The organism is Corynebacterium massiliense DSM 45435 (genome assembly GCF_028609805.1).
Taxonomy (GTDB): Bacteria; Actinomycetota; Actinomycetes; order Mycobacteriales; family Mycobacteriaceae; genus Corynebacterium; species Corynebacterium massiliense.
In genome coordinates this window covers 873,071-900,070 of the sequence record NZ_CP063189.1, presented here as the reverse complement: position 1 = coordinate 900,070, position 27,000 = coordinate 873,071, and the positions used below count along the sequence as shown (strand labels likewise).

The 27,000-nt window shown below is 64.8% G+C and carries 16 protein-coding genes and 1 pseudogene; 7 read left to right on the top strand and 10 right to left on the bottom strand.

All coding sequences use genetic code 11. The features are described 5' to 3' along the window. Positions 1–32: 32 nt before the first annotated feature. Genes CMASS_RS04265 through CMASS_RS04250 form a run of 4 tightly spaced genes read right to left on the bottom strand, consistent with a single transcriptional unit; the run spans position 33 to position 7,912 of the window. Entirely contained in the window at positions 33–2,819 is a 2,787-nt protein-coding gene (locus CMASS_RS04265; protein WP_022862502.1) for an AAA family ATPase, read from the bottom strand. Positions 2,820–2,823: 4 nt separating this feature from the next. Continuing rightward, positions 2,824–4,005 (bottom strand): metallophosphoesterase family protein, encoded by a 1,182-nt coding sequence (locus CMASS_RS04260; RefSeq protein WP_022862503.1) that lies wholly within the window; start codon positions 4,003–4,005, stop codon positions 2,824–2,826. Between the two features lie 46 nt (positions 4,006–4,051). Next, positions 4,052–4,897 carry an SWIM zinc finger family protein gene (locus CMASS_RS04255; protein ID WP_022862504.1) on the bottom strand — a complete coding sequence of 282 codons (846 nt, stop codon included), beginning with the start codon at positions 4,895–4,897 and terminating at the stop codon, positions 4,052–4,054. Positions 4,898–4,900: 3 nt separating this feature from the next. Further along, positions 4,901–7,912 carry a DEAD/DEAH box helicase gene (locus CMASS_RS04250; protein ID WP_027018551.1) on the bottom strand — a complete coding sequence of 1,004 codons (3,012 nt, stop codon included), beginning with the start codon at positions 7,910–7,912 and terminating at the stop codon, positions 4,901–4,903. 463 nt (positions 7,913–8,375) lie between these two features. On the opposite strand from CMASS_RS04250, the gene putP reads away from it, so the two are divergent. From putP to CMASS_RS04235, 3 genes are all read left to right on the top strand, one after another. Beyond that, positions 8,376–9,935 carry a sodium/proline symporter PutP gene (putP, locus tag CMASS_RS04245; protein ID WP_022862506.1) on the top strand — a complete coding sequence of 520 codons (1,560 nt, stop codon included), beginning with the start codon at positions 8,376–8,378 and terminating at the stop codon, positions 9,933–9,935. A gap of 74 nt (positions 9,936–10,009) precedes the next feature. After that, positions 10,010–10,699: an HNH endonuclease family protein gene (locus tag CMASS_RS04240; RefSeq protein WP_051126806.1), complete on the top strand. Its 690-nt coding sequence runs from the start codon at positions 10,010–10,012 to the stop codon at positions 10,697–10,699. A 102-nt stretch (positions 10,700–10,801) separates the two neighbouring features. Continuing rightward, positions 10,802–11,251: a hypothetical protein gene (locus CMASS_RS04235; protein ID WP_022862507.1), complete on the top strand. Its 450-nt coding sequence runs from the start codon at positions 10,802–10,804 to the stop codon at positions 11,249–11,251. A gap of 87 nt (positions 11,252–11,338) precedes the next feature. On the opposite strand, the gene CMASS_RS04230 is transcribed toward CMASS_RS04235, so the two are convergent. The 5 genes and pseudogenes from CMASS_RS04230 to CMASS_RS04210 form a co-directional block, all read right to left on the bottom strand. Then, positions 11,339–13,279, bottom strand: coding sequence for a DEAD/DEAH box helicase (locus CMASS_RS04230; RefSeq protein WP_022862508.1), 1,941 nt, complete (start codon positions 13,277–13,279; stop codon positions 11,339–11,341). Positions 13,280–13,450: 171 nt separating this feature from the next. Continuing rightward, positions 13,451–14,644 (bottom strand): imidazolonepropionase, encoded by a 1,194-nt coding sequence (gene hutI / locus CMASS_RS04225; protein WP_022862509.1) that lies wholly within the window; start codon positions 14,642–14,644, stop codon positions 13,451–13,453. Positions 14,645–14,783: 139 nt separating this feature from the next. Continuing rightward, positions 14,784–16,460, bottom strand: a complete 1,677-nt coding sequence (gene hutU, locus CMASS_RS04220) for a urocanate hydratase (RefSeq protein WP_022862510.1) — start codon at positions 16,458–16,460, stop codon at positions 14,784–14,786. Between the two features lie 209 nt (positions 16,461–16,669). Further along, positions 16,670–18,221: pseudogene (hutH, locus tag CMASS_RS04215) on the bottom strand (histidine ammonia-lyase). Between the two features lie 105 nt (positions 18,222–18,326). Next, positions 18,327–19,067, bottom strand: coding sequence for an IclR family transcriptional regulator (locus tag CMASS_RS04210; protein WP_027018552.1), 741 nt, complete (start codon positions 19,065–19,067; stop codon positions 18,327–18,329). 249 nt (positions 19,068–19,316) lie between these two features. On the opposite strand from CMASS_RS04210, the gene CMASS_RS04205 reads away from it, so the two are divergent. Next, on the top strand, positions 19,317–20,708 hold the full coding sequence (locus tag CMASS_RS04205; RefSeq protein ID WP_240482758.1) for an amino acid permease: 1,392 nt from the start codon (positions 19,317–19,319) through the stop codon (positions 20,706–20,708). Between the two features lie 53 nt (positions 20,709–20,761). Continuing rightward, complete coding sequence (gene hutG / locus CMASS_RS04200; RefSeq protein WP_022862513.1) at positions 20,762–21,742, top strand: formimidoylglutamase; 981 nt, start codon at positions 20,762–20,764, stop codon at positions 21,740–21,742. Between the two features lie 109 nt (positions 21,743–21,851). Here the strand turns inward: hutG and CMASS_RS04195 are convergent, their stop codons facing one another. Continuing rightward, positions 21,852–23,198 carry a YjiH family protein gene (locus CMASS_RS04195; RefSeq protein WP_027018553.1) on the bottom strand — a complete coding sequence of 449 codons (1,347 nt, stop codon included), beginning with the start codon at positions 23,196–23,198 and terminating at the stop codon, positions 21,852–21,854. Positions 23,199–23,434: 236 nt separating this feature from the next. Between CMASS_RS04195 and CMASS_RS04190 the strand changes: the two genes are divergently transcribed. Together CMASS_RS04190 and CMASS_RS04185 are read left to right on the top strand one after the other, a co-directional pair. Beyond that, on the top strand, positions 23,435–23,821 hold the full coding sequence (locus CMASS_RS04190) for a (deoxy)nucleoside triphosphate pyrophosphohydrolase (protein ID WP_022862515.1): 387 nt from the start codon (positions 23,435–23,437) through the stop codon (positions 23,819–23,821). Positions 23,822–23,858: 37 nt separating this feature from the next. Beyond that, positions 23,859–26,990, top strand: coding sequence for a DUF3427 domain-containing protein (locus CMASS_RS04185; RefSeq protein ID WP_022862516.1), 3,132 nt, complete (start codon positions 23,859–23,861; stop codon positions 26,988–26,990). The last annotated feature ends 10 nt before the right edge of the window (positions 26,991–27,000 follow it).

The following is a 27,000-nucleotide window of genomic DNA, read 5'->3' as shown; positions in this document are numbered from 1 at the left end:
GTGTTCAATTATCGAAAGAATCAGATTCACTGTTAGTTTAATTTCATTGACTCGATGTCGATCTCCGTGCGTCCCGGAACGCGAGAGAACCGATCCGGGTCACACGTGAAGACGAGCACCTGGGACTGACGTCCGGCATCGGCAAACAGCGTCGACATCAGCTGCAAGCGCTGCGGGTCGGTAGAGCCCAGCGCATCGTCGACCACGACCGGCACGGACTCGGAATCCGGATCGGCCACCAGATCCGCGATGGCAAAGCGCGTGAGAATGGACAGCTGTTCCTGCGCGCCACCCGATAAAGCGCCCAGCGGGACAGCGACCCCATCATGGACGCGCTGTTCGATGGCGAGATCCGCGTCGAGGGTGAAGCTGACGTCGCCGCCGAAGACCGAACTCGCCAGCGCACCCAGCTTCGTGGCGAACGGCTCGGCATAGCGGCGGCGCGCCGCGTCGCGATGGGTGACCAACAAGTCCCGCAGCCGTTTCGCCGCCTGGGCACGGCGGTTCACCGCGGCGTATGTGTCCGCGGCGGCCTGTCGGTCGGCCTGGGCGATTTCCACTGTCTCGGCGGCACCGGCGGCCTGCTCGATGTAACCGGTCAGGCGGTAACGTTCCGCCTCCGCGTCGCTGCGCCGCTTGTCCAGGGTCTCTAGTTGTGCTTGCGCTCCGACGAGGAGCTTTTCCGCCATGTCCGGATCCGCCGCGGCGACCTGCCGTTCGGCCTCCTCCACATCCCGGCCGGCCTTATCAGCAGCAGCGCGGGCGGACTCGATCCACGCGTTCAACTCGTCGTCGGACTTCCCCGCCACCGCGTGCTCGAACTCGGATTTTTTCGCCGCGAGCATGCGTTCGACGTTGTCAACGTTGCTCTGCACGATAGCGGCGTCGCGCCCGAAGGGGCGCTCCCGGCGCGGCGCGAGAGCGGCATCGGCGTTATCGACCGCCGCCTGGGCTTCTTCTTCCGCGCGCTCCGCGTTCGCTAGTGCCTCCGCGGCAGCAGCCATTGCATCGGCAGTTTGGTGCTCGACGGTCTCCTCGTCGCTGCCCAGCTTGTCCCGCAAAGCCGTCTGCTTCGCGCGCAGTTCCCCGACGTCCTTGGCGCCGATGACCGCTTCCCACTCTCGGACGGCGGCGTCCCGGGTAGCGAGGAGCTCGCGGTGTTCGTCCCGGCGCGCGCGGACCTCGTCGGCGTCTGTGCATCCGAGATCGTGGAGCAGATCCGCAAGGCGGGCCTCCGCCTTTTCCAGCTGGGCGCCAGCATCCGCGCTGCCCGCCGCGGCAGCGCCGGCGGCATACCGCGCCGTGACCGACCCGATTTCGACCGTGGTGCCCTCGCGCAGCTCGACCGGGTGCGGATCGGCACTAAGTGGGGTCGATTTCCCGTCGACGCGGATCTCATCGTCCGCGGTGGACGAGACCCACAGTTTGGCAGCCGCCGATTCCGCCAGCGCCCGTTGCACGCGCACCTCACCGGCTGCGTCATCCACTGCCGTGACGTCCGAATCCTCGATGATGCGCCCGCAGGCGGCGACTGCTTCGCGGGCGGAGTCCAGGTTCGACTCGGCCAGCGCGACGTCGGCGAGCAATGTGTCGAGCGCAGTAAGTTCCTGGCGGTCGGCCGCCTGGTCTTTCGCCGCACGGGCATCGCGCACCGCCTGGCGGGCGGTGGCGTGCGCCTGCTTCGCCTCGTCGAGCTGCGCCATCAGTTCCGCGATGCGGCTTTCTTCGTCCGCGGCCTGCTCCTGCTTTTCGGCTGCAACGTTCCGGGCAGATTCCGCCTCCGCGGTAAGTTTCTCCACCTCGACGGCTAAGTTCTGGCGTTGTTGCTGCGCCTGCTGGGCGCGTTCCAGATCCTCGAGCGCGCGGCGGTACTCGTCACGGCGCGCCGCTGCCTGCTCGGCGGCAGCGCGGGCTTTTTCCGCCTCCTCCCGGCGCACAGAAAGCTCCTCGCGCGCGGCGGGGAGCTTCTCCTCCGTCGTGGCAAGTTGGCGTTCCACGTCCTCATAGCGCGCTACAAACGAATCCAATTCCCGCAACTTCGCCTCTGCCTCGGTGGCAGCGGCCTCGGCAGCATCGAGATCCGCCTTGGCGGACTTCAGCTCCTTGGCGGGTTTGTTTTCCTTCTGCGTGAAGTAGCGGGAGTACTCCGCCTCCACGCGCTGCATGAGCGCGTCGTTGTCCGCCTGCACCGAACTCGATGGAGCCGAGCTCGTTTGAGCGGAGCTAGCGTAATCGGAACCAGCGTAAGCGGAACCGGCTCCGCCCGCCTCGCCGGCTCCGGAACGCGCGTCGAGCGCCGTGGACAGGCTGGGAATGCCGGCGGCCTGAATGCGGGCGGCGAATTCCTGTCCCTGCCGCAGGAAAAGAGTGTGGAGCAGCTTCTCATCGAGGTGCTCGTCGAGGATTTCTTTCAACCGGTTTTCCGCGTCCTCATCGGTGAGGTTCTCCGGACGCGGCGCGGTGATGGTGAGCCGAGCGTACGGTGCCTTGAGCCACCGCTTGGACAGCGTGAACCGGTACGGCCCCACGGTCATCTCGATAGCGACGGTGGGGCCGCCGTTGCGGTCACCGCCGGCGTGAGAGCTAGCGGTGCCGGCACCGGCGCCGGCTGCGCCCCCGCCGGCAGGCTTGAGCGCCTTAATCGACTTCTTCTTACTGCTGTGCTTTTCCCACAGCACCGCGTCGATAGCGTTGAGCACGGTCGACTTGCCGGCCTCGTTGTTGCCGTGGACGACAACCACCCCGCGCTCCGGGAGATCTGCCAGGCGCAGGTGGCCGATGCCTTTGAAATCGGTGAGCTCAAGCGAATGGATCTGCATGGGCTTACTTCCCTCCCTGCGAGCTGAGCCGGAACAGCAAGTTCGCCGCGTCCCGGGCGGTCGGATCGGTCTCGAGGTCGGCGACGAGCTCAGTAAGCGCGTCGGCGGCGTAGCCGGCAACGTCCAAGTCCGCGAGCTCGTCCGAGTTGGGTGCGAGATGAAGGTCATGCAGCCTCTCCCGCGGGCGCAGGGAGGCGAAAATGGGCTCCAGCTCCTCTAAAGCGCGCTCCAGCTCGGCCTGCTCGGTCAGGCTCACCGTGCCGCGTAGCGAGTACTTCACCGCCGTGCGGTCCTTGTCCGGGTATGCGCGTAGCGTCTCCACGAACTTCTCCACATCTGCGGCGGTGTTGACGTCCATATCGATGGCGTCGAAGGTCCACTCCCCGATCGCGTGCTTTTCCACCTCGACCGTGGCGGGCGTGCTCGCGCCGGCGGCCTTATTTACCGTGACCACGAGCGCGTTGCCCGAATCATTCTCCCCGCCGCCTGCGGGCAGCTCGTGGTAGTCCGTGGTCTCCGGCGCCCCGGAAAACCAGACCGCGCCCGTGGACGATAAGTCCGTCGTCGAGTGCGTGTCCCCCAGCGCCAGGTAATCCACCCGGCGATCCGCGATGGCGCGCTCCACCCCGGCGAGGTCGATGAGGTCCGGCGCGGGATCGCTGCTGCGCGATTCGACCTGCCCGTGCCCGACCACGATCCGGATGTCATCGGTGGGCTCGAGCGGTTCGATGGCTTCTGCCACCAGGTCGCGGTTGACCCGCTTAGACATGTAGGGCGCGCCGACGACCTCCACGCCGTCGGCCACCTGTACCGGTTCGGTGCTGTCTAGTACCCGCACCCCCGATTCCTCCGTCGCGCCGCCGCGCGAGTTCCCATCGAGCGCGTGGAAGAACACCGAGTCCGCCACGAGCGGGTCGTGGTTGCCCGGCAGAAGGTATACCGGCACGGGCAACCGCTCGAGGGCCTCGCGCGCCCGGCCGGTGGTCTGCCGGTTGAGCGCGTTGTGTTCAAAGACGTCGCCGGCCACGACGATGAATTCGGCGCCCGTTTCGCGCGCCAGCTGGCCCAGCTTGTCGATGGCCGCTACCCGCGCCGCGCTAAACCGCGCCTGGGCTTCGCCGGCGAGGAACCATAAGGTCATGCCGATCTGGAGGTCGGAGGTGTGGATGAACGTGGTAGAAGGCATAAATGCAGTCTTAGCATGCCCGCCGGACACGTACCGCTAGCTGGGACTACTTAGTTAGCTCGTGGTAGAGATCCTCGATGTCGGACACCGCGCGCAGAAGGTCGATGGTGGTGTGCGAGACCGGCCGCATCGCCTTGCGCAAAAGGTCCATATCCGAATCATCGAGCGCCGGCGCCACCTGCGGCCGCGGCACCTCCGGGAGTGTGCGCCCCGACCAGAACAGATCGTTTTGCTCGTCCACGCTCAGCCCGGTGCCTGCGGTATACGACTCAGCCGCCGCATGCTGCGACTGCTCCATGACCATCTGCTCGAGACGGTGGAAGTCCAGGCCGCGCATGGAGAAAACGGTGGACGGGTCGGCATCGATACGCGCGGCGAGCCGGTCGACCACGGCGACGATGTGCTTGCACACCTCCTCCGGGTCAGGGCAGGTGCACGAGACCTTGACGTCATCGGGTTCGGCGGCGATGAGGACATCGAGAAGCTCCGGCGCCAGCTTCCCCTCCCGGGCCGCGGCCATGCTGCCCGCCCGGCGCGCCAGGATGGTGGCGGCCTCCGCCATGTCGTCGTTGTCGCGGAACGGCAGGCGGATGAGCACGGCAAACGGCGTGTTCTGGGAACCGGCCACCTGGCCGTGGATGGCCCCTACGCGCACGTCTAAGTCCACGACGTTCCCGGAGCGGGCGTACTGCTTGCCGCGGGTGATGCGGCCGTGGTCGGCGCGGTTGTTGACCAGATTGATGATCCGCTGCGCGGCCGGGGGCACCGCGCCCACGGTCTTGTCCACGCGCTCCACCGAGCCGGTTTCATCCGGCGAGGTGACGCGCTTGCGGGTGCCAAAGTTGGCGTAGATGACGTTGTCGTCGCCGGAGCCAGTGCCGTGCACGCTCATGGTTTACTCCTTCCCCCGGTAGCTCATCAGCAGCGCGAAGTCCTCCGAGTCGAGCTCGGTGATCCAGCCTTCGCCCTCGCCAACGACGGACCCGGCGAGCTTGGTCTTGCCGTCCAGGATGTCCTGGATGGATTCCTCCAGGGTGCCCTCGGTGATCATCTTGTACACCTGCACGTTCTTGTTCTGCCCGATGCGGAACGCGCGGTCGGTGGCCTGGTTTTCCACCGCCGGGTTCCACCACCGGTCCATGTGGACCACCACGTTCGCGGCCGTCAGGTTTAGGCCCGTGCCGCCGGCCTTGAGCGACAGCAGCATCGCCGGCGGGCCGTCCGCGTGCTGGAACTCGGTGACCATGGAATCGCGCCGGGCCTTGGTCACGCCGCCGTGCAGGAACGGCACCTCGCGGCCGAGCTGTTCCGACAGGTAGGGCTGCAAGATCGCGCCGAAGGCCTTGTACTGGGTGAAGATGAGCACGCGCTCGCCGTTTTCCACCGCCTGGGACACGATCCGCATCAGCTCGGCGACCTTGCCGGAGCGGTGCTTGCCCTTGATAGTCACCGGGGAGTCATCGCCCAGGTAGTGCGCCGGGTGGTTACAGATCTGTTTAATGCGCGTGAGCGTGGCCAGCACGAGCCCGCGCCTGGCGATGCCCTCGGTCTCCTCCAGCCGCCGCTCCACGTCCTGGACGAGCGCCTTGTACAGCGCGGCCTGCTCGCTGGTCAGCGACACTGAAAGGATCTGCTCGGTCTTTTCCGGCAGGTCGTCGATGATATTCGGGTCCGTCTTCAACCGGCGCAGGATAAACGGGCCGGTCAGCTGGCGTAGCTTCTCCGCCATCTCTTCGTTGTCTTCGCGCTCGATGGCTTTGGCGAAGTGGTTGCGGAAAAAGCTCGCCGATCCCAGCACGCCGGGGTTGACAAAGTCCAAGATGGAGCGCATCTCGGACAGGCGGTTTTCAATCGGCGTGCCGGTCAGCGCAAGGCGGTGGCGCGACGGGAGCGAGCGCACCGCCTTGGACGAACGGGTTCCCGAGTTCTTGATCGCCTGGGCCTCGTCGAGCACCACGCGGTCCCACTCGACTTGGCCCAAAAGAGTGAAGTCGCGGCCGATGGTGCCGTAAGAGGTGATGACCAAGTCGGCGGCGTTGGCCACGGTGAGAAGATCGTCGTCTTTGAGCCGGTTCGTGCCGTGGTGGACGAGTACCTTGAGCGAGGGCACGAACTTATCCGCCTCGCGCGCCCAGTTGCCCACCACAGAGGTCGGCGCCACCACGAGCGTGGGGCCGACGCGGTAGTCCTCCGGCAGCTCATCGGGCGCGGCATTCGCCTTCGCCTCCGCCCGCTCCACGGCGAGCAGGCTGAGCAGCTGGAGGGTTTTGCCCAGCCCCATGTCATCGGCAAGCACAGCGCCGATGTTGTTGGAAGACATCCAGTACAGCCAATCGACGCCGCGGCGCTGATACGGGCGCAGCTCCGCGCGCACGGTGTCCGGAATGTCTACCCGCTCCGGCGCCGGGGTCTCCATTCCGCCCAGCAGCGAGGCGTGCCACGTCGAGCCGGTGAACTCAATCGGGTCCTTGCCCGCCGATTCGAGCGCGAGCTCGCGCAGCTCCGACATGCTGGCCGTGCCCGAAAGGCCCAGCCCGTCTTCGCGCTTGCCGGCGTCGCCTTTCTCGCGCGACTTTTGCAGCTCCTTCATGTACTGCGCGATGCGGCCCACCGCCTGGGTGTCGGCCATCACCCAATCGCCGCGCAGCTTAATGAGCCCCGACTTGGAGTTGACCAGCTCTGTCATCTCCTCCTCGGTCAACTCCGTGTCGCCGACGGAGATGCGCCAGTCGTACTCGACCAGTTTCTCTAGGCCGATGTGGGCCTTGGTGGCCCCTTCGGCATCGTCCAGAGAGCGCGTGTCCACCTTCGCGGTGGTCTCCAGCTGCGCCCACGCCTTGGGCAGCATGACCGAGAACCCGGCCTTGCGCAGCGCCTCCGCGCCGTGGGAGATGAAGTCCACCAGCGTGTCGGTGCTGACGAACACGTCCCAGTCGCCGGCGTCGGCATAGTAGCCGGTGGGCGGCAACGAGCGCGCCGGGTTGAGCGCCGGGGCGATGGTCAGCGCCCGGGTTAGAGCATCGCGCAGCTTCTCCACGCTGCCCCGGTCCAACTCGTCGAGGCGCACGGGCCGTGGCGATGCCGTGCCGGACCGCACGCCACACCGGATCCGCCAGGTGTTGTCGGCGGCCGGGTTATCGCCCAGCGCCGCGTTTCGGGGCGGCTCTTCCACGATCAAGACGAGCTGGAGGTCGACCGAGGTGATCGAGTCTTTCCACTCGTTGAGCCCGCGCAGAAGCTGCGCCTTGCCGCGTTTGATGGGCGTGGTGGTCAACAGCGCCTGGGCGAAGTCGTGCCAGGGGTACGGCCGCGACTCTTCGGTGAGGTGTTTGAGATCCGCGAACGCGATCCAGTGGGTGAGCTCGTCGGCCAAGTCCTCGGAGAGCGACCGGTTGTTAATGGTAAGTATCCCCGGCGCGGCGGAGATCATCTCCGCGAGCCACCCGCGCTCTCCCAGCCCGGAGGCTAGCTGCCACATGGGGAACCATTCGCCGCCCTGGTAGGACAGGCGCATGGTCACCCGCCCCGCGCGCACGAAGCGGGTAAGCCCGCGGTAGGCGCGGATGAGCCACATGAGGTCCGGCGCGATGGCTGCCCGCTGTTCAGCGCTGGCCGCCGGCGAGCGGTCATCGAGAAAGCTCAGCTGGCTCAGCGCCACTACGGATTCGTCCGGGGCGAACATGGCCATCGGCGCCATGAGCGAGACATCTTTGCCCTTAGGCGTGCGCAGGGAGACCCGCGCCCGGTTGCGGAAAGACTTGTTGGCCAAAAGCGCGTCCACCGCGCTGGGAAAGGTGCCCTCCGGCACGGCCTGCGGGGTGACGATCTTGTGCCCGTCCACCCGCTCGATCCACAGGCTCAGCCCGGAAACGGGCAGCCACAGACCGTGCAGGAGGTAAGAAGCCATGAGGGACATCGTAGCAGTCAGCCGGCCACAGGCTCGTCGAGCCGCCTGGGCGCCTTTTTCCACGCGCGCCACGTGCCTCTCCCCTGCCCGCGCACCCCTGCCCGCGCGCTCACTACCACGCGCCGGCCACACCCCGGTCACAACCCCGCCCAAGCCCACACACAGTTAATCGTTACCGTTCCGTTACATAGCCGTTAACCCGCTATTCGCAGCACCTTTTAACCACAAGCACAGCCGCAAATGATTTCGGTCTCACTTGGACATGACTTTGGTCATAGTTATTGTTTAGATGTTCCGCACGTCATGACCTGCGGAGTTATCTGCGCCGCGGCAGGTGTACTGCAATTTTCCCGGGTTGAAGAGAGATGTTCCCGCTCCACGCTCAGGGAGGTTCGCGTTCAGTTGCCGTACAGGCGCGCACAGTTTTTCCTATTGACAATGACACGACAGGCTAGGAGCATCAGTGGATTCTTCAACCTGGTACGTCATCGCGATCATTATTTATCTGTTCGCGATGCTCGCCATCGGTTACTGGAGTTATAAACAGACCGACGAATACGACGACTACGTCCTCGGCGGCCGCGGACTCCACCCGTTCGTCGCGGCACTGTCCGCCGGCGCGTCCGACATGTCCGGCTGGCTGCTCATGGGCCTGCCCGGCGCACTCTTCTTCCACGGCTTCTCCGAAATCTGGATGGCCTTGGGTCTCGTTATCGGCGCGTGGACGAACTGGAAGCTCGTCGCCCCGCGCCTGCGCGCCTACTCTGAGGTGGCCGGCAACTCGATTACGGTCCCGTCCTTCTTCGAGAACCGTCTGCACGACAAGTCGCGTTCGCTGCGCATCATCGCAGCGCTCATCATTATTTTCTTCTTCACCTTCTACGTATCCTCCGGCATGGTCTCCGGCGGTCGCTACTTCGAGTCGACCTTCGGCGGCAACTACCTGATGGGTATGTTCATCGTGGCCGCGGTCACCGTGGTCTACACCTTCGTGGGCGGCTTCCTCGCCGTGTCCTACACCGACATGGTCCAGGGTCTGCTCATGTTCGCCTCGCTCATCATCGTGCCGATCATGGCGGCGGTCTCCCTGCAGAACCCGGCGGAGATCTTCTCCTTCGCTGCGGAGAACCCGTACAGCCACGCACACCTGGAGAACCCGAACTTCTTCTCCATCTTCGCGGGCGTGTCCGCCGGCGTCATCATCGGTAACTTCTGCTGGGGCCTGGGCTACTTCGGCCAGCCGCACATCATCATCCGCTTCATGGCGCTGCGCACCCCGTCCGATGCCCGCCAGGGCCGCTTCTACGGCGTGACCTGGATGTTCCTCTCCGTCATCGGCGCTATCTTCGTCGCGCTGGTCGGCACCGTCTTCTTCACCCAGAACGACTACAAGATCACCGACCAGGAGAACTTCGAGACCATCTTCCTGGACATGGCCCAGGTCATGTTCCACCCGCTGCCCGCCGGCCTGGTGCTCACCGCCGTCCTGGCAGCGATCATGTCCACGACGTCCTCCCAGCTGCTGGCCGTGTCCACCTCGCTCATCGAGGACCTGGCCAAGATCTTCCTGAAGCGCACCCCGTCGCAGTCCACGCTGATCAACCTCTCGCGCACGATGGTGCTGTGCATCGCCGTCATCGCCGCGCTGATGGCCATCAGCCCGTCGGACTCCATCCTGGCGCTCGTCGGCTTCGCTTGGGCTGGCTTCGGTGCCGCCTTCGGCCCGCTGGTTCTCTACTCCCTCTACTGGCGCCGCCTCAACGTTCCGGGCGCTGTCTCCGGCATGGTCGTCGGTGCGCTGACCACCGTCATCTGGGGCATGTCGCCGCTGTCCGACGTTCTCTATGAGATCGTCCCGGGCTTCCTGCTGTCCGCGATTGTCACCTACGTGGTGTCCATCTCCACCGGCCAGCCGGATCCGCGCGTCAAGGAAGAGTTTGACCACGCCACCGAGCTGTCCCGCCTGGTCGAGGAGAACAAGAACCTCGACTTCGAGGAAGCTGCCGAAAAGGCACAGAGCTAACTCGCTCAACCTGTTCCGGAGTCAGCCGCGCTGGCGCCGGAACCATGACGCGCCCCGCGCAGTCTAAGTAAGGCATGCGGGATTTCTTCCACCGCGAGTGGGCCCTCACGGCCCGCTCGCTTTTTCTATGTCTGCTTACCCTGGCCACCGTTGTGCTCGCCGCCCGGTGGGCAATTTTGCGGGCACACACCTTCGACCAGCCAGGTCTGCCGGGGTTGCGTGCCATGCTTGCCGATGTCCCCTCTACCCCCACCCGGCAGCGCGTCCTGGGATACGAACGCGACGAGTTCGGCCACGGGTGGGGCCCTGCGCCCATCCCCGGGCCCGACGCTGGGTGCTCCACCCGCGACGCGGCGCTGCGCGCGCAGAGCACCGACTACACGGCCACCTCCTGCCGCGCCACCGCGGGGGTCCTCTTCGACCCGTATTCGCACACCCAGATACCGCTCGGCAGCGCCGACAATCCCCTTGAAGTCGACCACGTCATCCCACTGTCTGCGGCGTGGGACTTGGGCGCTCACGCCTGGGAGCCGGACCAGCGCACCCGCTTTGCCAACGACCCGATAAACCTCGTGGTCACCTCGCGGGAAGCCAACCAGGACAAGTCCGATTCCCTGCCGTCCGAATGGCTGCCGCCGCACCCCGGCTCGCGCTGTTGGTACTCCCGCCGCATCGCACTCGTGGCACGCACGTATGAGCTGCCGCTCCCCCACGCCGACATCGCCACGATGCGCCGCCAGTGCGGGGTGTGGCCACGGCCGTAAAATCCCCGGCTACACTGTGTGGACGGAGCATAGCCCGCACACTAGAAGGGCTGCATTCTTTTCCTGCATTTGTCACCTCGTGTGAAAGGTATTCGTTTCACTATGACGACAGTCGTTACCGCTCTCCACGTGCTGGCGGCCATTGTGCTGCTCGGCCCCGTCGTGGTCGCCGTGTCCATGTTCCCGGCGCAGATGCTGCGCGCGAAGAAGGGCGACACCACCGCCTTGGGTTCCGCCCAGACGCTGCACCGCATCACGAGCACCTACAGCATGTTCTCCGCCCTGGTTCCTGTCTTAGGCTTGGCGGTCTTCCTCACCGACTTGGACACCTACGGCTCGATGTGGCAGTTCCACACGGCCATCCTGCTGTCTGTCATCGCCTGGGGCCTTTTACTCTTCGTCATCGTGCCGCGCGAGAAGAAGGCGCTAGCCGCCCTCGAGGGCGAGACCCAGGAGCCGTTCGATTACGCCAAGGCCAAAAAGCAGCTGGCGATGTTCGGCGGCATCTTCAATTTGCTCTGGGTTATTACCGCCATCCTGATGTTCCTGTAGAACACCAGAACCCCCACCCAACGAAAAAGCTCCCCTCACGGGGAGCTTTTCTGCGTTTTAAGCGCGCCCACGCACGGCGCGGCGATGTTAGTCGCGGCGGCCCTTGCCGTAGCCGCCATCGCGCCCGTGGTCGCGACCGTGGCCGTGACCACGCCCGCCGCCGCGGTGCCCGCGGCCGTCCTTGCGGCCGTCGCGGTCGCGGCGCGGCGGCCGGCCCGGGTCCTTCTGGATGTTGATCAGCTGGCCGGAAATCCGGGTGTCCTTCAGGCGATCCAGCACCGCCGGGTCCAGGTTCTTCGGCAAATCGACCAGGGTGTGGCCCACCGCGATGGTGATGCGCCCGAAGTCCTTCGCAGACAGCCCGCCTTCGTTGGCAATAGCACCCACGATGGCGCCCGGCCGGACGTTTTGGCGCTTGCCCACATCGAGGCGGTAGGTCTCAAAGTTGGCATCACTGTGGTGGCCGCGGCCGCCGCGGTCCTTGCCGCCGCGCGGCCCGCGATCTCGGTCGCGTCCCTTACCGCGTTCTTTCCGGTCAGCCTTCGGCAGCGGCTCGTCCTTCATGAGGAAGTCCTTGCCGTCCTGCGCCATGACCGCAATCGCGGCGGCGATGTCGTCCATCGCGGTGTCGTTGTCCTGCGAGTAGTCGCGCACGAGCTGGCGGAAGAAGTCCATCTGCTTGTCGCCCAGGGCCGCAGAGATGCGCTGCTGGAACTTCTGGGTGCGCTTCTCGTTGACCTCCTCGACGGTCGGGAGATCCATCTCTTCCAGGCGCGCCTTGGTCACGCGCTCAATAGACCGCAGCATGCGGCGCTCGCGCGGGGTGACAAACAGGATCGCCTCGCCGCTGCGGCCCGCGCGGCCGGTGCGGCCGATGCGGTGCACGTAGGACTCGGTATCGCGCGGGATGTCGTAGTTGATGACGTGGGTGATGCGCTCGACGTCGAGGCCGCGCGCGGCCACGTCGGTAGCCACGAGGATGTCCAGGCGTCCGTCCTTCAACTGATCGACGGTGCGCTCGCGCTGGTTCTGGGCGATGTCGCCGTTGATGGCCGCAGCATTGAACCCGCGGTCACTCAACTTTTCGGCGACCTCCTCGGTCTCCTGCTTGGTGCGGCAGAAGACGATGATGGCGTCCGAATCGATGACCTCGAGGATGCGGGTGAACGCCGCCATCTTCGCGCGGTGCGGGATCATCAGGTAGCGCTGCGAGATGTTGTCGTTCGTGCGCGCCTGCGCCTTGACGGTCACCTCGGCCGGGTTGTCCAGGTAGTTCTTGGACAGGCGGCGGATGCCATTTGGCATCGTCGCCGAGAACAGCGCGACCTGTTTGTCCTCCGGGGTGTCTTCCAGGATGCGCTCGACGTCTTCCTGGAAGCCCATGTTGAGCATCTCGTCGGCCTCATCGAGCACCAGGTATTCGAGCTGGGAGATGTCCAGCGAGCCCTTCTCCAGGTGGTCGATGACACGGCCCGGCGTACCTACGATGATCTGCGCGCCACGGCGCAGACCGGACAGCTGAATGCCGTATGCCTGTCCGCCGTAGATCGGCAAGATCTCCAGCTTGCCCAGGTGATCGGCGAACGACTGGAAGGAGTCGGCGACCTGCAAGGCCAGCTCGCGAGTCGGGGCGAGCACGAGCGCCTGGGGATGGCGCTTTTCGGCATCGATACGCGCCAGGATCGGCAGCGCAAAGGCGGCGGTCTTACCCGTGCCCGTCTGTGCCAAGCCGACGACGTCGCGGCCCTGCATCAGCAGCGGGATGGTTTCGGATTGGATGGGGGAAGGTTCGGTGAACCCGACCTTGGAGACGGCCTTCTGGATGTCGTCAGGAAGACCGAGATCCGCGAACCCCTGGGATTTTTCAGTGGCCGAGTTGTTGTCCTCGGCGCCGGTAGCCTCAGAAGCTGTCGCGTCCCCGGTGTCCTGGGCCGAAGCCCCACCCTGCGATTCGTTCTGAGATTCCGACAAAGTTGCTTGTTCTTCCGGCTGATTCTCGCTGCCGGCAGCGTTATCGGTAATGCTCATTGCCCGGCTAACAGTACGCGATTCACGCCCCGATATCCATTGCGGTACCGAGCTAGCACACCCAGCATTACCCAAGACTGCTTATCAAGACCTGCCGGCGGTCGCCGGCATCTCCATCCCCGCGGTCTTCGTGCGCGCGGAAGCCGCCCCGCCAATCCGCGGCCGCAACCTCTAACCGTGCACCTTCTTACCCGCCAGGTAGGTCTGGTAGGTCGCCGGCATGCCCGGGCGGTACGCCAGGTTGATGGCGTTGTCCGCATCCAACACGTGCAGGTCGGCCGCCGCGCCGACGACGAGCTGGCCCTTGGCCGGCCGGCCCTGAGCATCCTTGCCCCCATCGACGGCGTGGCGGCGCAGCGCCTTCGCGCCGCCCAGCGTGGCGGCCTCAATGGCCTCGTCCAGCGTGAGGTGCTGCTGGAGCACCGCGGTGGTCACGCAGTAATTCATCGACGAGGTGTAGCTCGTGCCCGGGTTCAAGTTGGAGGCGATGGCGACGGTGACGCCGGCATCGATAAGCTTGCGGCCCGGCGCGAGCGGCTGCCGGGTGGAGAGATCACAGGCCGGCAGCATCGTGGCCACGGTCTCGGAGCCGGCGAGCTTGGCGATGTCCTCCTCCGACAAGTAGTTCACATGGTCCACCGACGCGGCACCGAGCTCGACGGCGAGCGCGACGCCCGGGCCCTCGCCCAGCTGGTTGCCGTGCACGCGCACGCCCAGGCCCTTCTCCTTGCCGGCCTCGAGGACGCGGCGGGACTCTTCTTCGTTGAAGGCGCCGCGCTCGCAGAAGACGTCGATCCACTGCACGTGCGGGGCGACGGCCTCGAGCATCGGGCCGGCGACCTCCTCGACGTACTCGGCCTCGTCGGCTCCCGGCGGCACGAGGTGGGCGCCGAGGAAGGTGACGTCGTCGACGAACTCGCTGGCGACCTTCGCCGCCTGGACTTCGGACTCGACGTTCAGGCCGTAGCCGGTCTTGGTCTCGAACGTGGTGGTGCCCCCGGCGCGGCCGGCGGCGACGCGGTCGCGCACCAGCTCCTTCAGGCGCTCCTCGCTGGCGGACCGGGTCGCGTCCATGGTCACCGCGATGCCGCCGGCGGCGTAGTCCTCGCCGGCCATGCGGGCCTCGAACTCCTCGGCGCGGTTGCCGTCGAAGACCATGTGGGTGTGGGAGTCGACCCAGCCGGGCAGGACAGCACGGCCACCGAGATCGATCTGCTCGGCATCGGCATACTCCGTGGGGAGGGCGTCCGCGGTGCCCACCCAGGCGATGGTGCCGTCGTCGGCGGCGACCAGCGCGGCATCATTAATCGTGCCGGCCTCGGCGACGGTGCGTAGTTCAGAGATATTGGTAAAGACGGTAGTCATAGCGATAAAACCTCAGTTTCCTAGTGAGACATGTACGCCGTGAGACAGGTGTGCCCCGGCCACCTCCGCCAGCGTAGTGATTGCGAAGGAAGCCGGGGCCGTCACAGCACACGGTGTGCGTGCGCGGGGCTAGATGGTGCTAGTCGCGGGCCTTGAACTCCATCGGGATGCGCACGTCGCGCTCCTTTGCCACCTCGTCGGCGCGGGAGTAGCCGGCGTCGACGTGGCGGATAACGCCCATGCCCGGGTCGTTGGTGAGGACGGCGCGCAGCTTGGCATCGGCAAGCTCGCTGCCGTCGGCCACGGTGACCTGGCCGGCGTGGATGGAGCGGCCCATGCCCACACCGCCGCCGTGGTGGATGGACACCCAGGTCGCGCCGGAGGACACGGCGGTCATAGCGTTGAGCAGCGGCCAGTCGGCCACGGCGTCGGTGCCGTCCAGCATGGACTCGGTCTCACGGTACGGAGAGGCCACGGAGCCGGAATCCAGGTGGTCACGGCCGATGACGACCGGCGCCTTGAGCTTGCCCTCGCGGACCAGCTCGTTGAACTTCAGGCCGGCCTTGTGGCGCTCGTTGTAGCCCAGCCAGCAGATGCGCGCCGGCAGGCCCTCGTACTCGACGAACTCCTGGGCGGCATCGATCCAGGTGTGCAGGTGCTCGTTATCCGGGAAGAGCTCCTTGATGGCCTCGTCGGTGACCTTGATGTCTTCCGGATCACCGGACAGCGCGGCCCAGCGGAACGGGCCGAGGCCCTCGCAGAACAGCGGGCGGATGTAGGCCGGCACGAAGCCCGGGAACTCGAAGGCGCGGTTGTAACCGGCCTTGCGGGCCTCGTCGCGGATGGAGTTGCCGTAGTCGAAGACCTCAGCGCCCTCGTCCTGGAACTCGACCATGGCCTGCACCTGCGCGGCCATTGCCTCGCGGGCCTTCTTGGTGAAGGTCTCCGGGTCGGACTTGGCCTCACTCTGCCAGTCCTCGACGGTGATCTCGGTGGGCAGGTAGGACAGCGGGTCGTGCGCGGAGGTCTGGTCGGTGACGATGTCGACGGTCAGCTCGCCGTCCTTGTGGCGGCGCAGGATCTCCGGGTAGAGCTCGGCGGCGTTGCCCACAAGGCCGACGGACAGCGGCTTCTTGGCTTCCTTGGCCTCGTTGACCTGCTTGATGGCGTCGTCGAGGTTGTCGGTGACCTCGTCGAGGTAGCGCTTGCCCTGGCGGCGCTTCAGGCGCTTCTCATCGACGTCGATGATGAGGCACACACCCTTGTTCAGGGTGACGGCCAGCGGCTGCGCGCCGCCCATGCCGCCACACCCGGCGGTAAGCGTCAGCGTGCCGGCGAGGGTGTCGTCGAAGCGCTTCTTGGCCACGGCCGCGAAGGTCTCGAAGGTGCCCTGCAGGATGCCCTGCGTGGCGATGTAGATCCAGGAGCCAGCGGTCATCTGGCCGTACATCATGAGGCCTTCGTCCTCGAGCTTGCGGAAGTGCTCCCAATTAGCCCAGTCGCCGACCAGGTTGGAGTTGGCGATGAGCACGCGCGGGGCCCACTCGTTGGTCTTCCACACGCCGACCGGCTTGCCGGACTGCACGAGCAGGGTCTCGTCGGACTCGAGGTCCTTGAGGGTCTCGACGATGGCGTCGAAGGCCTCCCAGCTGCGGGCCGCGCGGCCGGTGCCGCCGTAGACGACGAGGTCCTCCGGGCGCTCCGCAACCTCCGGGTCGAGGTTGTTCATCAGCATGCGCAGCGGGGCCTCGGTCTGCCAGGACTTGGCGTTGAGGTCAGTTCCGCGCGGCGCGCGCACCTCGCGAGCTTCAGACATGGTGGGGACACTCCCTTTCTTTTCTACGTTCACAACTGTGTTAGTTGGCGGTCAGTACCGCTACCAATGTAATGGGCGACACACCGAGTGTGCCGGGACACACGAAGGCGCGGTGTCTGAAATCCAAGACTTACCGCCTTGGGGCTGCAGACACCGCGCCCAATCAACCGACGCGCAAAGCCGCTCACCGCGGCTCTACGCCGGCTCGCTTACTTCAGTTCGCCGACTGCCTTTTCCACGGCATCGACAAACGCGCCAGCCTTAACCAGCTGGACGGTCTCCTCGATCTCCGGGGCGAGGAAGCGGTCGCTGCCCGGCCCCTCGACCTTCTCGCGCAGGGTGGCCAGCGCGGCAGCCGCGCCGCCGGATGCGTCCACCTCGCGCATGTCAATCGCGCGGGCGGCGGTGAGGATCTCGATGGCCAGCACGCGCTGCAGGCCGTCGACGGCGCGGCGCAGCTTGCGCGCACCGGACCAACCCAGGGAGACGTGGTCTTCCTGCATCGCAGACGACGGGATGGAGTCGGCCGAGGACGGCACCGCCAGGCGCTTGAGCTCGGCGACGATGCCCGCCTGGGTGTACTGGGCAATCATGTGGCCAGAGTCCACGCCCGGATCGAAGGCAAGGAACGGGTTGAGGCCACGGTTGCGAGCCGGATCCAGGAAGCGGTCGGTGCGGCGCTCCGAGATGGAGGCGAGATCCGCGGTGACCACGGCCAAAAAGTCGAGCACGTAGGCAACCGGCGCGCCGTGGAAGTTGCCGTTGGAGACCACGCGGCCGTCCTTGGTCACGACCGGGTTATCCACCGCGGCGGCCAGCTCGCGGTCGGCAACGGTGGTGGCGTGCTCAATGGTGTCGCGGAAGCCGCCGGCGACCTGCGGGGCGCAGCGCACCGAGTAGGCGTCCTGCACGTGGTTCTGGGTGAACTCCGCGTGCGCCGCGTCGAGGATGCCGCTGCCGGCAGCCACTGTGCGGATGTTTTCCGCCGCGGCGGCCTGGCCCGGGTGCGGGCGCAGCGCCTGCAGGTCCTCGGCGAACGGGACGAGGGAGCCGTTGAGGCCCTCGACGGACATGGCGGTGGCGATGTCCGCCACCTTGGCGGCCGCGCGCAGATCGGTAATGGCCAGGCAGAGCTGGCCCAGCATGCCGTCGGTGCCGTTGATGAGCGCCAGGCCTTCCTTCTCGCGCAGCTGCAGCGGCTCAATCCCCGCCGGACAGCGCATCGGCGGACGGCTGGATGTCGCCGCCGGCCACGCGTACCTCACCTTCGCCCAGAAGCGCCAGCGCGCAGTGCGCCAGCGGAGCCAGGTCGCCCGAGCAGCCCAGGGAGCCGTACTCGCGCACCACCGGGGTGATCCGCTCGTTGAGCACCTTGGCGTAGGTCTCCACCACGACCGGGCGCACGCCGGTGCGGCCGGTAGCCAGGGTGGACAGGCGCAGCAGCATCAGCGCGCGCACAACCTCTTCCTCGACCTCTGGGCCCGACGAGGCCGCATGGGAGCGCACGAGGGAAAGCTGCAGCTCCGCACGCTGCTCTTCCGGAATATGCTTGCGGGCGAGCGCGCCGAATCCGGTGGAGATGCCGTAGACCGGCGTCGGGTCGTTGGCCAGCTCCTCCACGCGCTGCCGGGTCGTGCCCACCTCTTCCAGGGCGGCCGGATCCAGCTCAACCTTTGCACCGTAGCGGGCGACTGCAACCACCTCGTCGATGGTCAGCGCACCAATGCCTACGGTGACGGTATCCGGGTAGCTAATAGCCATTTTTCGCTCCTCACTTCAATTCCAAATGAACTAGGCCGTGCAACAGTGTAGTTGTGAGCGAGGACATAGTGGACAAATTTTTCTAGCTACCCCCACACCCGGCGCCTACCCACCGGTGTGGCCATACATCTTCCGGGAGATAGCCGCGGCCGTGTGCTGGAGCTTGGCGATGCCCCCGTGCGGCACCTCCCCCGCCGCACTAAAGGTGACCGCCAGGGCCGCCGCGGGGCGCTGCAGGTGGTCCACGATGGGCACCGCCACCGACGACTGCCCGGCCGAAACCTCCTGCTTTTCACTCGCCCACCCGCGGGCGCGGATCTCGCGCAGCTCCGCCTGGAATTCCCGCAGGCTCCCACCGCTGCCGGAGGTGGCGAAGACGGCGCGGGCCTCGACCTCGGGCAGGTGCGCGAGCATCGCCTTGCCGGACGCGGTGCGCAACGCCGGCAGCCGCACCCCCACGTCCGTCACCAGGGAGACCGCGCCGGGCGGGCGCACCTCGAGCAGGTAGACGATCTCGGTGCCCGACAGCCGCGACAGATGGCCAGATCCGCCGAAAAATTCCGCCAGCTGATGCAGCGGCCGGTTGGCCAGGCGCGCCAGCGGCTGCTGGGTGGAATACGCCGAGGCCATCTCGTAGGCGGCGAGCCCCAGCCCGTAGGTGTTGTTCGCCTCCACGCGCGCCACGAACCCGGCGTCCATCAATTCGTTGAGCAGGTGGTACGTGGTCGAGCGCGGCAGATCGAGCTCGCTGCGGATACGCGCGGCGGACACCGGGACATCGATACGCGAGAGCAGCAACAGAATTTCCAGCGCCTTGCGCGCCGCTGGGACTCGAGACGAACTCACGCCCATAGAGTCTAAACTTCCCCCTCTCCCCTCCTACCCCGACCCGCGCTTCGGCCTGCTCCCTGCCGCGGACCGCCTCGGTCCGCTGCCGATGTGCTGGAAATCAACTCTCACACGGATTAGTGATATAGACTACACTGCGTTTCCATTCATTCGTCGTTGACCACAGGAGACTGGTTTATGAATGCACACAGCCCCCGGCTGGCCCACGAAGTTGGCGAGAGAACCCGCGCCGGCGCCCGCAAAGCGATGTCGGGCCTGCAGCACCGCCACCTTTTGTTCATCGCGCTGGGCTCGGCCATCGGCACCGGCCTGTTTTACGGTTCGGCCGGCGCCATCCAGGAGGCGGGCCCGTCCGTCCTGCTCGTCTACCTCATCGCCGGCGCGGTCGTGTACTTCATGCTCCGCGGCCTAGGTGAGATGGCGGTCCACAACCCCACCTTGGGTTCGTTCGCGGAATACGCGCGCACGCACCTCGGCGGCTGGTCGGGCTACATCACCGGCTGGATGTTCGCCTTCGAGATGGTGATCGTCTGTCTGGCGGACCTCACAGCCATCGGCGTGTACATGAAGATGTGGTTCCCGGACGTCGCATCCTGGGTTTGGATCGTGGCCACCCTGCTCATCGTGGGCGCGGCGAACTTCGCCTCCGCCCGCGCGTTCGGCGAGCTGGAATTTGCCTTCACCGTCATCAAGGTGGGCGCGGTCATCGCCATGATCTTGGGCGGCGCGGCCGTGCTCGTCTTCGGCCTCTCGCACGCGGAGACCACCGGTTTCCAGAACCTGGTCAATGATGGCGGCTTCTTCCCCAACGGCCCCGGCGGGCTCGTGTCCTCGTTCATCCTCGTGCTCTTCGCCTTCGGCGGCACGGAGATCATCGGCGTCGCCGGAACGGAGGCGGAAGACCCGTCCAAGTCGGTTCCGCAGGCCATCAACACCGTGCCGATGCGCATCCTCATCTTCTACGTGCTGTCCATCCTGGTCATCCTGCTCATCAACCCGTGGCGCAGCATCACCGGCGACCAGTCGCCGTTCGTGCAGATTTTCTCGACCCTGGGCGTGAACTGGGCCGCTGGCCTGCTCAACCTGGTGGTCATCACCGCGGCGCTGTCGGCCATCAACGCCGACCTCTTCGGTGCCGGCCGCGTGCTCACCGGCCTGGCCCGCCAGAACCTCGCGCCGAAGGTCATGGCGCGCACGTCCCGCGGCGTGCCGGTGATGACCGTGGCCATCCTGCTGTCCGTCATGGTCATCGGCGCGGTGCTCAACGCGCTGCTGCCGGACCGCATCTTCGAGATCGTCGCCTCCCTGGCCACCTTCGCCACCGTGTTCGTCTGGCTGATGATCCTCCTCGCCCACGTCGCCTCCCGCCGCAACCTATCGCGCCAGGAGGTCCGCGACCTGGAGTACAAGGTGCCGTTCTGGCCGTTCGGCCAGTACTTCGCCATCGCGTTCATCCTGTGCACCTTCGGCATCATGGTGTGGAAGTCGGAGTACCACGTCGCCCTTATCGTGGGCGTGATCTTCCTGGCCATCATGACCATCTGCTACTACGCCACAGGCCGCCAGAAGGTGCACCGCTCCGAGGCGGACCACGCCGCCGAGGAAGCCGCCGCCAACCAGGCCACGGCGACCGAGTAACCACGTGACGACTCGTCCCTCCCCTTTCCGATACCTCGCTACGATGGGCGCCCATGAACACCGTGACCGATAAGCCTCTGTACGAAGAAGCCAGCGCCTGGGAAGGCCGCGACGACGGCCCCGGCCCGGAGCACGCCCGCTGGCACAGCGTGGTCCAGCCGGCGGAAAGCCCCGAAAACAGCATCGCCGTTCTCGGCTTCGCCTCCGACGAGGGCGTGCGCCGCAACGGCGGCCGTCAGGGCGCTGCCGCGGGCCCGGCAGCGCTGCGCACCGCGCTCGGCTCCCTGGCCATCCACGACGATGCCCCGCGTTACGATGCCGGCACCGTGACCACCCAGGGCGACGACCTGGAAGGTGCACAAAGCGAGCTGTCCGACCGCGTGGAAAAGCTCATTGCGGCCGGCAACCTCGCCGTCGTTCTGGGCGGCGGCCACGAGACCGCCTGGGCCACCCACCGCGGCGCGTTCCGCGCCACCGGTGGCCCGCTGAAGATCGTGAACCTCGACGCGCACTTCGACCTGCGCGCAGAAGATCGCGCCACCTCGGGCACACCGTTTTTGCAGATTTCCGAGTTCCTCGCTGCGGAAAACAGCGACTCCGACGCGCTGCACCACGGCTTCGACTACTCCGTCTTCGGCATCTCGGAGCCGAACAACACCCGCGTACTGTTCGATACCGCGGAAAAGCTCGGCGTGGAAACCGTCCTGGACACCACCCTGGCGGAGCTCACCCCGAAGGAAGCCGGCGATCTCACCGCGAAGGCGGTCGCGAACTCGAACAAGCCCGTCCACTTGACCATCGACCTGGACGGCCTAGCCGCGAGCGTCGCCCCGGGTGTGTCCGCCCCCGCGGGCTTCGGCGTGAGCTTCGACCGCTATCGCGCCATGGCCACCGCCGTGGCCGCCACGGGCAAGCTGAAGCTTGTCGATGTCGTCGAGCTCAACCCCGACTTCGACGTGGACAACCGCACCGCCAAAGCGGCCGCCCGCCTCATCCACGACGTCGTCGACGCCCACGTCAAGGCCACCAAGTAGTTCCCCCGGGGCGCGCTCAACACCGCGCCTGACACACACGAAGGCCCTCGTTCCAACGACTCCACAACGCGGAGCTGGAACGAGGGCCTTTCCTATTAAGCGCCGGGATTTAGAAGATGAGGTAGGCCGCCGGCGCGGCCAGCAGGATGGTAAGAACGACGCGCTCGAACCACACAATGACCATGTGGGAGAGCTTGATCGGGATCTTCGTGGCCATGATGCACGGCACCAGCGCGGAGAAGAAGATGATGGCGGAGACGGACACGACGCCGATGACGAACTTCACCTCGATGGAGCCGGAGTCTGCCACCGCGGTGCTGGGCAGGAACATCTCGGCCAGCCCCATGGCGGAGGCCTCCCCCACGAGGCCGGGCTCGGGCAGGCGTACCAGCCAGGCGAACGGGTAGAACAGGTAGCCCAGCCAGGTAAACAGCGGGGTGAACCGCTCGAGCAGCAGGCCGATGAGGCCGACGGACATGATGGACGGGACGATGGCACCGGCCATGCGCAGCCCGTCGAGAAAGTTGTCCCAGATCGCCCGAGCCAGCGACGGCGCGCGGTCCAGGGCCATGAGCGCCTCCCGTTTGGCTTCTTTGAAGCGGTTGCCGGTGACCTTGCGCTCCGGGTCCGCGGTCGCGCCTGGGAAGTAGTCGTCCTCGATTGTTGCCAGCGGCGGGATGCGCACGGTGATGGCGGTGACCAGGAAGGTGATAACGAGGGTGACGCCGAAGAAGATTCCCCACACGTCCATCAGCCCCAAGGTCTTGGCCACGATGACCATGAACGCCGCGGAGACGGTGGAAAAGCCCGTGGCGATGATGGCCGCCTCGCGGCCGGTATAACCGCCGCTCTGGTAAACACGGTCGGTGATCAGGATGCCCAGCGAATAGCTGCCTACGAACGATGCCACGGCATCCACCGCGGAGCGCCCCGGTGTTTTCCAAATGGGCCGCATAACCGGCTGCATGAACACGCCGACGAACTCTAGAAGTCCGTAGCCGATGAGCAGGGCCAAGAACGCGCCGCCGATGGGCACGATGAGCCCGACCGGCGTGGCGATTTTCTCCCACAGGAACGGCACGAGGTCGTCATCGCCCAGCACCCACGGCAGCTTGCCGGTCACGGCCATCACGGAGACCACCAGGCCCACGACGTTGAGCACCGTGAAGACCGCTTGCAGCGGTCCTTCGCGCCAGTTCTTGTTCTTCATCGAGCGCACTGTCCCGTAGGCCGCCAGCGCCAGGATGATCCACGGGATCACACTGGGGATGGCTTCTTTGAGCATCGTGACAATGTGGTCCAGCGGAATGGAGCTATTCCCCTTGTACGAGATGGGGAAGAAGAACACGAACGCGCCAATGGCGCTATAGACAAAGAGCCGCCACACCCCCTTGACCTTGGGAGTGTCGTCGTCATGGTTCATGACCGAGTAGGCCACCGAGTCAGCGTAGGTCACGCACATCACCTGCCTTTATTAAGAGCTCACCAGCCGAGGTCGGGGTACCACCCTCAGCGCTGTTGCGCACAAACGGGCTCCGCAGCCGGCCCATAAAACTGAGGAATCTCGCGCACCGTTCGCGCGAGCGTGGAGCAAGTGTAACCTACGTCATTATTTCCCGTGCGGTGAGAGGTAACTCAATCCGATCTTCAGATCGCCGGCACGTGATGCGTCTCAAAGGCACAATGTGGCGTATGGCGAAATCAATCTCGGTTGTGGGAGCCGTATTCGTAGACGGTTCCCGCTTTTTGGCTGCTAGGAAACGAGAGGGCAAACCTCTCGCTGGTTACTGGGAATTTCCCGGCGGGAAAATAGAACCTGGCGAGGCCCCAGAGCAGGCACTGCGCCGAGAGCTCAATGAGGAACTCGCAGTCGACGCTGACATCGGCCCGCACATCACCACGGCCACGTACGAGTACAACCACGCGACCATTGAGCTCGCTACCTATTCCTGCACCATCGTCAATGGCACGCCGCAGCTTACTGACCACGACGAAATCCGCTGGGTGACGGCGGAAGAAGCCCGCGAATTGAACTGGGCTCCCGCTGACATACCCACCGTCGAAATTCTCTGCCGATAGCCTTCACCACCCCGTCTAGAAAGCACCTCCCCTACCTATGTCGACTGACTCCGTACTCCCCTTCGGTTCTTACGAAACCCCCGTGACCGCAAGCGTGGCGAAGCGAATCGAGGAGACCCGGAAGCAGTTTCCGGCTGCAGGATTCGGCGTAGCATCAGGCGAGTCAACCGGGAACAGGGCGCGCTATTCCTCCGCCATTACGCACTACATCGCGCGGCAACTTGAACGCCGTCTTGCGGAAACGTCCGATACGGACGATCGCGTTGCCCTCCTCAACACTGTGCTTAATACTCTGGAGGCGGGCGAAAGCATAAGAGCAGAACAACTCCTGTATTCGGTGCAAGAAACCGACAATGCCACCCCGCCGCAACTGCCGGAGGTACCGCTTACGCAAGAGGCATTGTTTACCAATGCCCCGGGAGAGGTGAGTCTCAATAACGAAATCGCCCGCGAGCTACGGACAGCTGACGAAGTCGACTTACTCTGTGCCTTCATCAAGCAGTCTGGTTTAGCGGTCATCGCCGACAATCTCCGCGAATTGCAGGACCGAGGGGTTCCTTTTCGAGTCATCACCTTCACATACTGCGGAGCCACTGAAGCCACAGCTTTACGGCGACTGGTGGAGGATTTCGGCGCCGAAGTCCGCGTTTGTTACGAGAGCAACCAGACTCGGCTTCACGCGAAGGCGTGGATGTTCCGTCGCAATTCCGGGTTTGATACTGCCTTTATCGGAAGCTCGAACCTGTCTCAGTCCGCGCTTGTCGATGGCATGGAGTGGAATGTCCGCACTACCTCGACCACTACGCCCGGGGTATTGGACAAATTTCTCAGTACATTCGACACCTATTGGCACAGCGACCAGTTCAAACAGTTCGATCCGAGCCGAGATGAACGCACGCTTCTCGATGCCCTTGATGCCGCCTCGTGGAACTCGTCTAAGACGCTCCAGCCGCTGGAACTTTCCGGCCTGCGTGCAGAACCGTACACCTACCAGAAGGAAATGCTCGAGGCACTCACGTCCGAACGCCTCGAGCACGACCGTCATCGGAATCTGCTGGTTGCCGCAACGGGCACCGGCAAAACCGTCGTCGCAGCCTTCGACTACCGAGACCTTTCGAAGGCCCGGGGAAAGCGACCGCGTTTACTCTTCGTTGCGCACCGGGTGGAAATCCTGCAACAGTCACTGCGTACGTTCCGGGAGATCTTAGGTACGACTGACTTCGGCGAGATCCTCAATGGCGACCATAAGCCCCGGGAATGGTCTCACGTATTCGCTTCAGTTCAGTCCCTCAAAAGGGACACGCTAAACAAGTTGTCTCCGGACCACTTCGACATCATTATCATCGACGAGTTCCACCATGCCGAAGCAACCACCTACCAGAGGGTCTTGGAACACTTCACCCCACAGGAGCTTCTCGGGCTGACGGCAACGCCAGAGCGCGGTGACGGTAAGAACGTGCTTTCTTACTTCGACTATCGCGCCGCTTACGAGCTCAGACTGTGGGATGCACTGGCGTTGCAGCTTCTTTGTCCCATTCACTACTACGGCGTCGACGACGGAACGGATCTGTCCTCTCTGACGTGGCGGCGCGGCACTAAAGACTACGACCAGCAAGAACTTTCCGACTTCTACATCAAAGCTGGCGAAAAGCGCATCAAGTTCATCCTCAGCCAAATGGTCAATAGGCTCTACGATTTAAGCACCGTTAAAGGGATTGGATTCTGCGTGTCGGTGGAGCACGCGCACTACATGGCTCAGGAGTTCTCGCGCTTTGGGGTGACTGCGACCGCGGTGGATGGATCGACGCCATCCAAACAACGCCAAGCCGCCTTGGATCAGCTCGCGAACGGCGACATTCATTTCATCTTCGCAGTCGACCTCTTCAACGAGGGAGTAGACATACCCGAAGTGAACACCCTTTTGCTACTGCGGCCGACGCAGAGCCCAGTGATCTTCCTCCAGCAACTCGGCCGAGGCCTACGCCTGCAGGAGGGAAAAGATGCGTGCACGGTCTTCGACTTCATCGGCGTACAACATCAGAATTTTGACTTCGAGGCCCGGTACACCGCGCTGTCAGGCAAACGCGGAAAGCATCTCATGAAAGAAATTGAGAGTGGCTTTCCCACTGCCCCACCCGGCACGAGCATCAAGTTCGATCGGGTCGCAGCTGACCGGGTGCTGCGCAACATTCGCAAAGTAACTTCGGGAAACAAACGACGCATTTCGGCACTCACCAAGGAAGTGGGGACCACCGACCTGAGGGCATTCCTCGATGAGAGCGGATTCGACATAGTCGATGTCTACAAGAGCAACGGTTCCTCGTGGACGCGGTATCTGCGGGATGCAGGTCTCCTTCCGCAGCCCAGTGATCACTCGTCTGTGGAGAAGATGCTCCTCTCCCGCATCCCAGCTTTTCTTCACGTCAACGACCATGCGCGAGCAGAAGCCTACCGCAGAATCCTCAACGATTCTTCTCTCGATACGCGAAAACTGACGCACGCGGACCGCCTATACGCACGCATGTTGATCTTCAATGTGTGGGGACCCAGCATTAAGCAATCTCCTGCATCCGAAGCCGAAGCTGTGGATATTCTTCGGTCATACCCACAATTCGTTTCTGAGCTAACGCAGGTCCTTAATCTGGTCGAGGATTCGTCGAGAATTGTGCCGGCCCTTCTCGATGAAGCGATCGGACAGGGTGTCCTCTACACGCATGCTTCGTACTCACTAGGCGAGCTGATCGCGGTCCTGGACAATCAACCGCTTAGTCAGATCAACGGTCTCCCCAGAGAGGGAGTCAAGCACTTCGAACACCTCTCCACCGACCTATTGCTGGTGACGTTGGTTAAAGACACTTCAGTGAGCAAATCGACCAACTACCACGACTACCCCATCTCGGAATCCCTTTTCCATTGGGAGACGCAATCGAACCAAGCTGAGCACCACAAGACGGTTCAGCGCTACATCAACCACAAAAATAAAGGCGATTCAATTCTTCTTGCCACGCGCGGAGAAAAGACGAACGAGCTCGATCTCGCCGAGCCGTACACGCTATTAGGGAAAGCGGATTACGTGTCACACCGCGGCAGCAAGCCAGTTGCGATCAACTGGCAGCTCCAACGAAAGATACCGACGAAGCTCTATCGCATCGGCCGAACGGTGGCGTAGAAAACCACGA

What these genes read in the sequence shown, in the direction of transcription:
- CMASS_RS04265 (WP_022862502.1), bottom strand. Translation starts at nt 2,819, where the DNA reads ATGCAGATCCATTCGCTTGAGCTCACCGATTTCAAAGGCATCGGCCAC.
- CMASS_RS04260 (WP_022862503.1), bottom strand. Translation starts at nt 4,005, where the DNA reads ATGCCTTCTACCACGTTCATCCACACCTCCGACCTCCAGATCGGCATG.
- CMASS_RS04255 (WP_022862504.1), bottom strand. Translation starts at nt 4,897, where the DNA reads ATGAGCGTGCACGGCACTGGCTCCGGCGACGACAACGTCATCTACGCC.
- CMASS_RS04250 (WP_027018551.1), bottom strand. Translation starts at nt 7,912, where the DNA reads ATGGCTTCTTACCTCCTGCACGGTCTGTGGCTGCCCGTTTCCGGGCTG.
- CMASS_RS04240 (WP_051126806.1), top strand. Translation starts at nt 10,010, where the DNA reads ATGCGGGATTTCTTCCACCGCGAGTGGGCCCTCACGGCCCGCTCGCTT.
- CMASS_RS04235 (WP_022862507.1), top strand. Translation starts at nt 10,802, where the DNA reads ATGACGACAGTCGTTACCGCTCTCCACGTGCTGGCGGCCATTGTGCTG.
- CMASS_RS04230 (WP_022862508.1), bottom strand. Translation starts at nt 13,279, where the DNA reads ATGAGCATTACCGATAACGCTGCCGGCAGCGAGAATCAGCCGGAAGAA.
- hutI (WP_022862509.1), bottom strand. Translation starts at nt 14,644, where the DNA reads ATGACTACCGTCTTTACCAATATCTCTGAACTACGCACCGTCGCCGAG.
- hutU (WP_022862510.1), bottom strand. Translation starts at nt 16,460, where the DNA reads ATGTCTGAAGCTCGCGAGGTGCGCGCGCCGCGCGGAACTGACCTCAAC.
- CMASS_RS04205 (WP_240482758.1), top strand. Translation starts at nt 19,317, where the DNA reads ATGTCGGGCCTGCAGCACCGCCACCTTTTGTTCATCGCGCTGGGCTCG.
- hutG (WP_022862513.1), top strand. Translation starts at nt 20,762, where the DNA reads ATGAACACCGTGACCGATAAGCCTCTGTACGAAGAAGCCAGCGCCTGG.
- CMASS_RS04190 (WP_022862515.1), top strand. Translation starts at nt 23,435, where the DNA reads ATGGCGAAATCAATCTCGGTTGTGGGAGCCGTATTCGTAGACGGTTCC.
- CMASS_RS04185 (WP_022862516.1), top strand. Translation starts at nt 23,859, where the DNA reads ATGTCGACTGACTCCGTACTCCCCTTCGGTTCTTACGAAACCCCCGTG.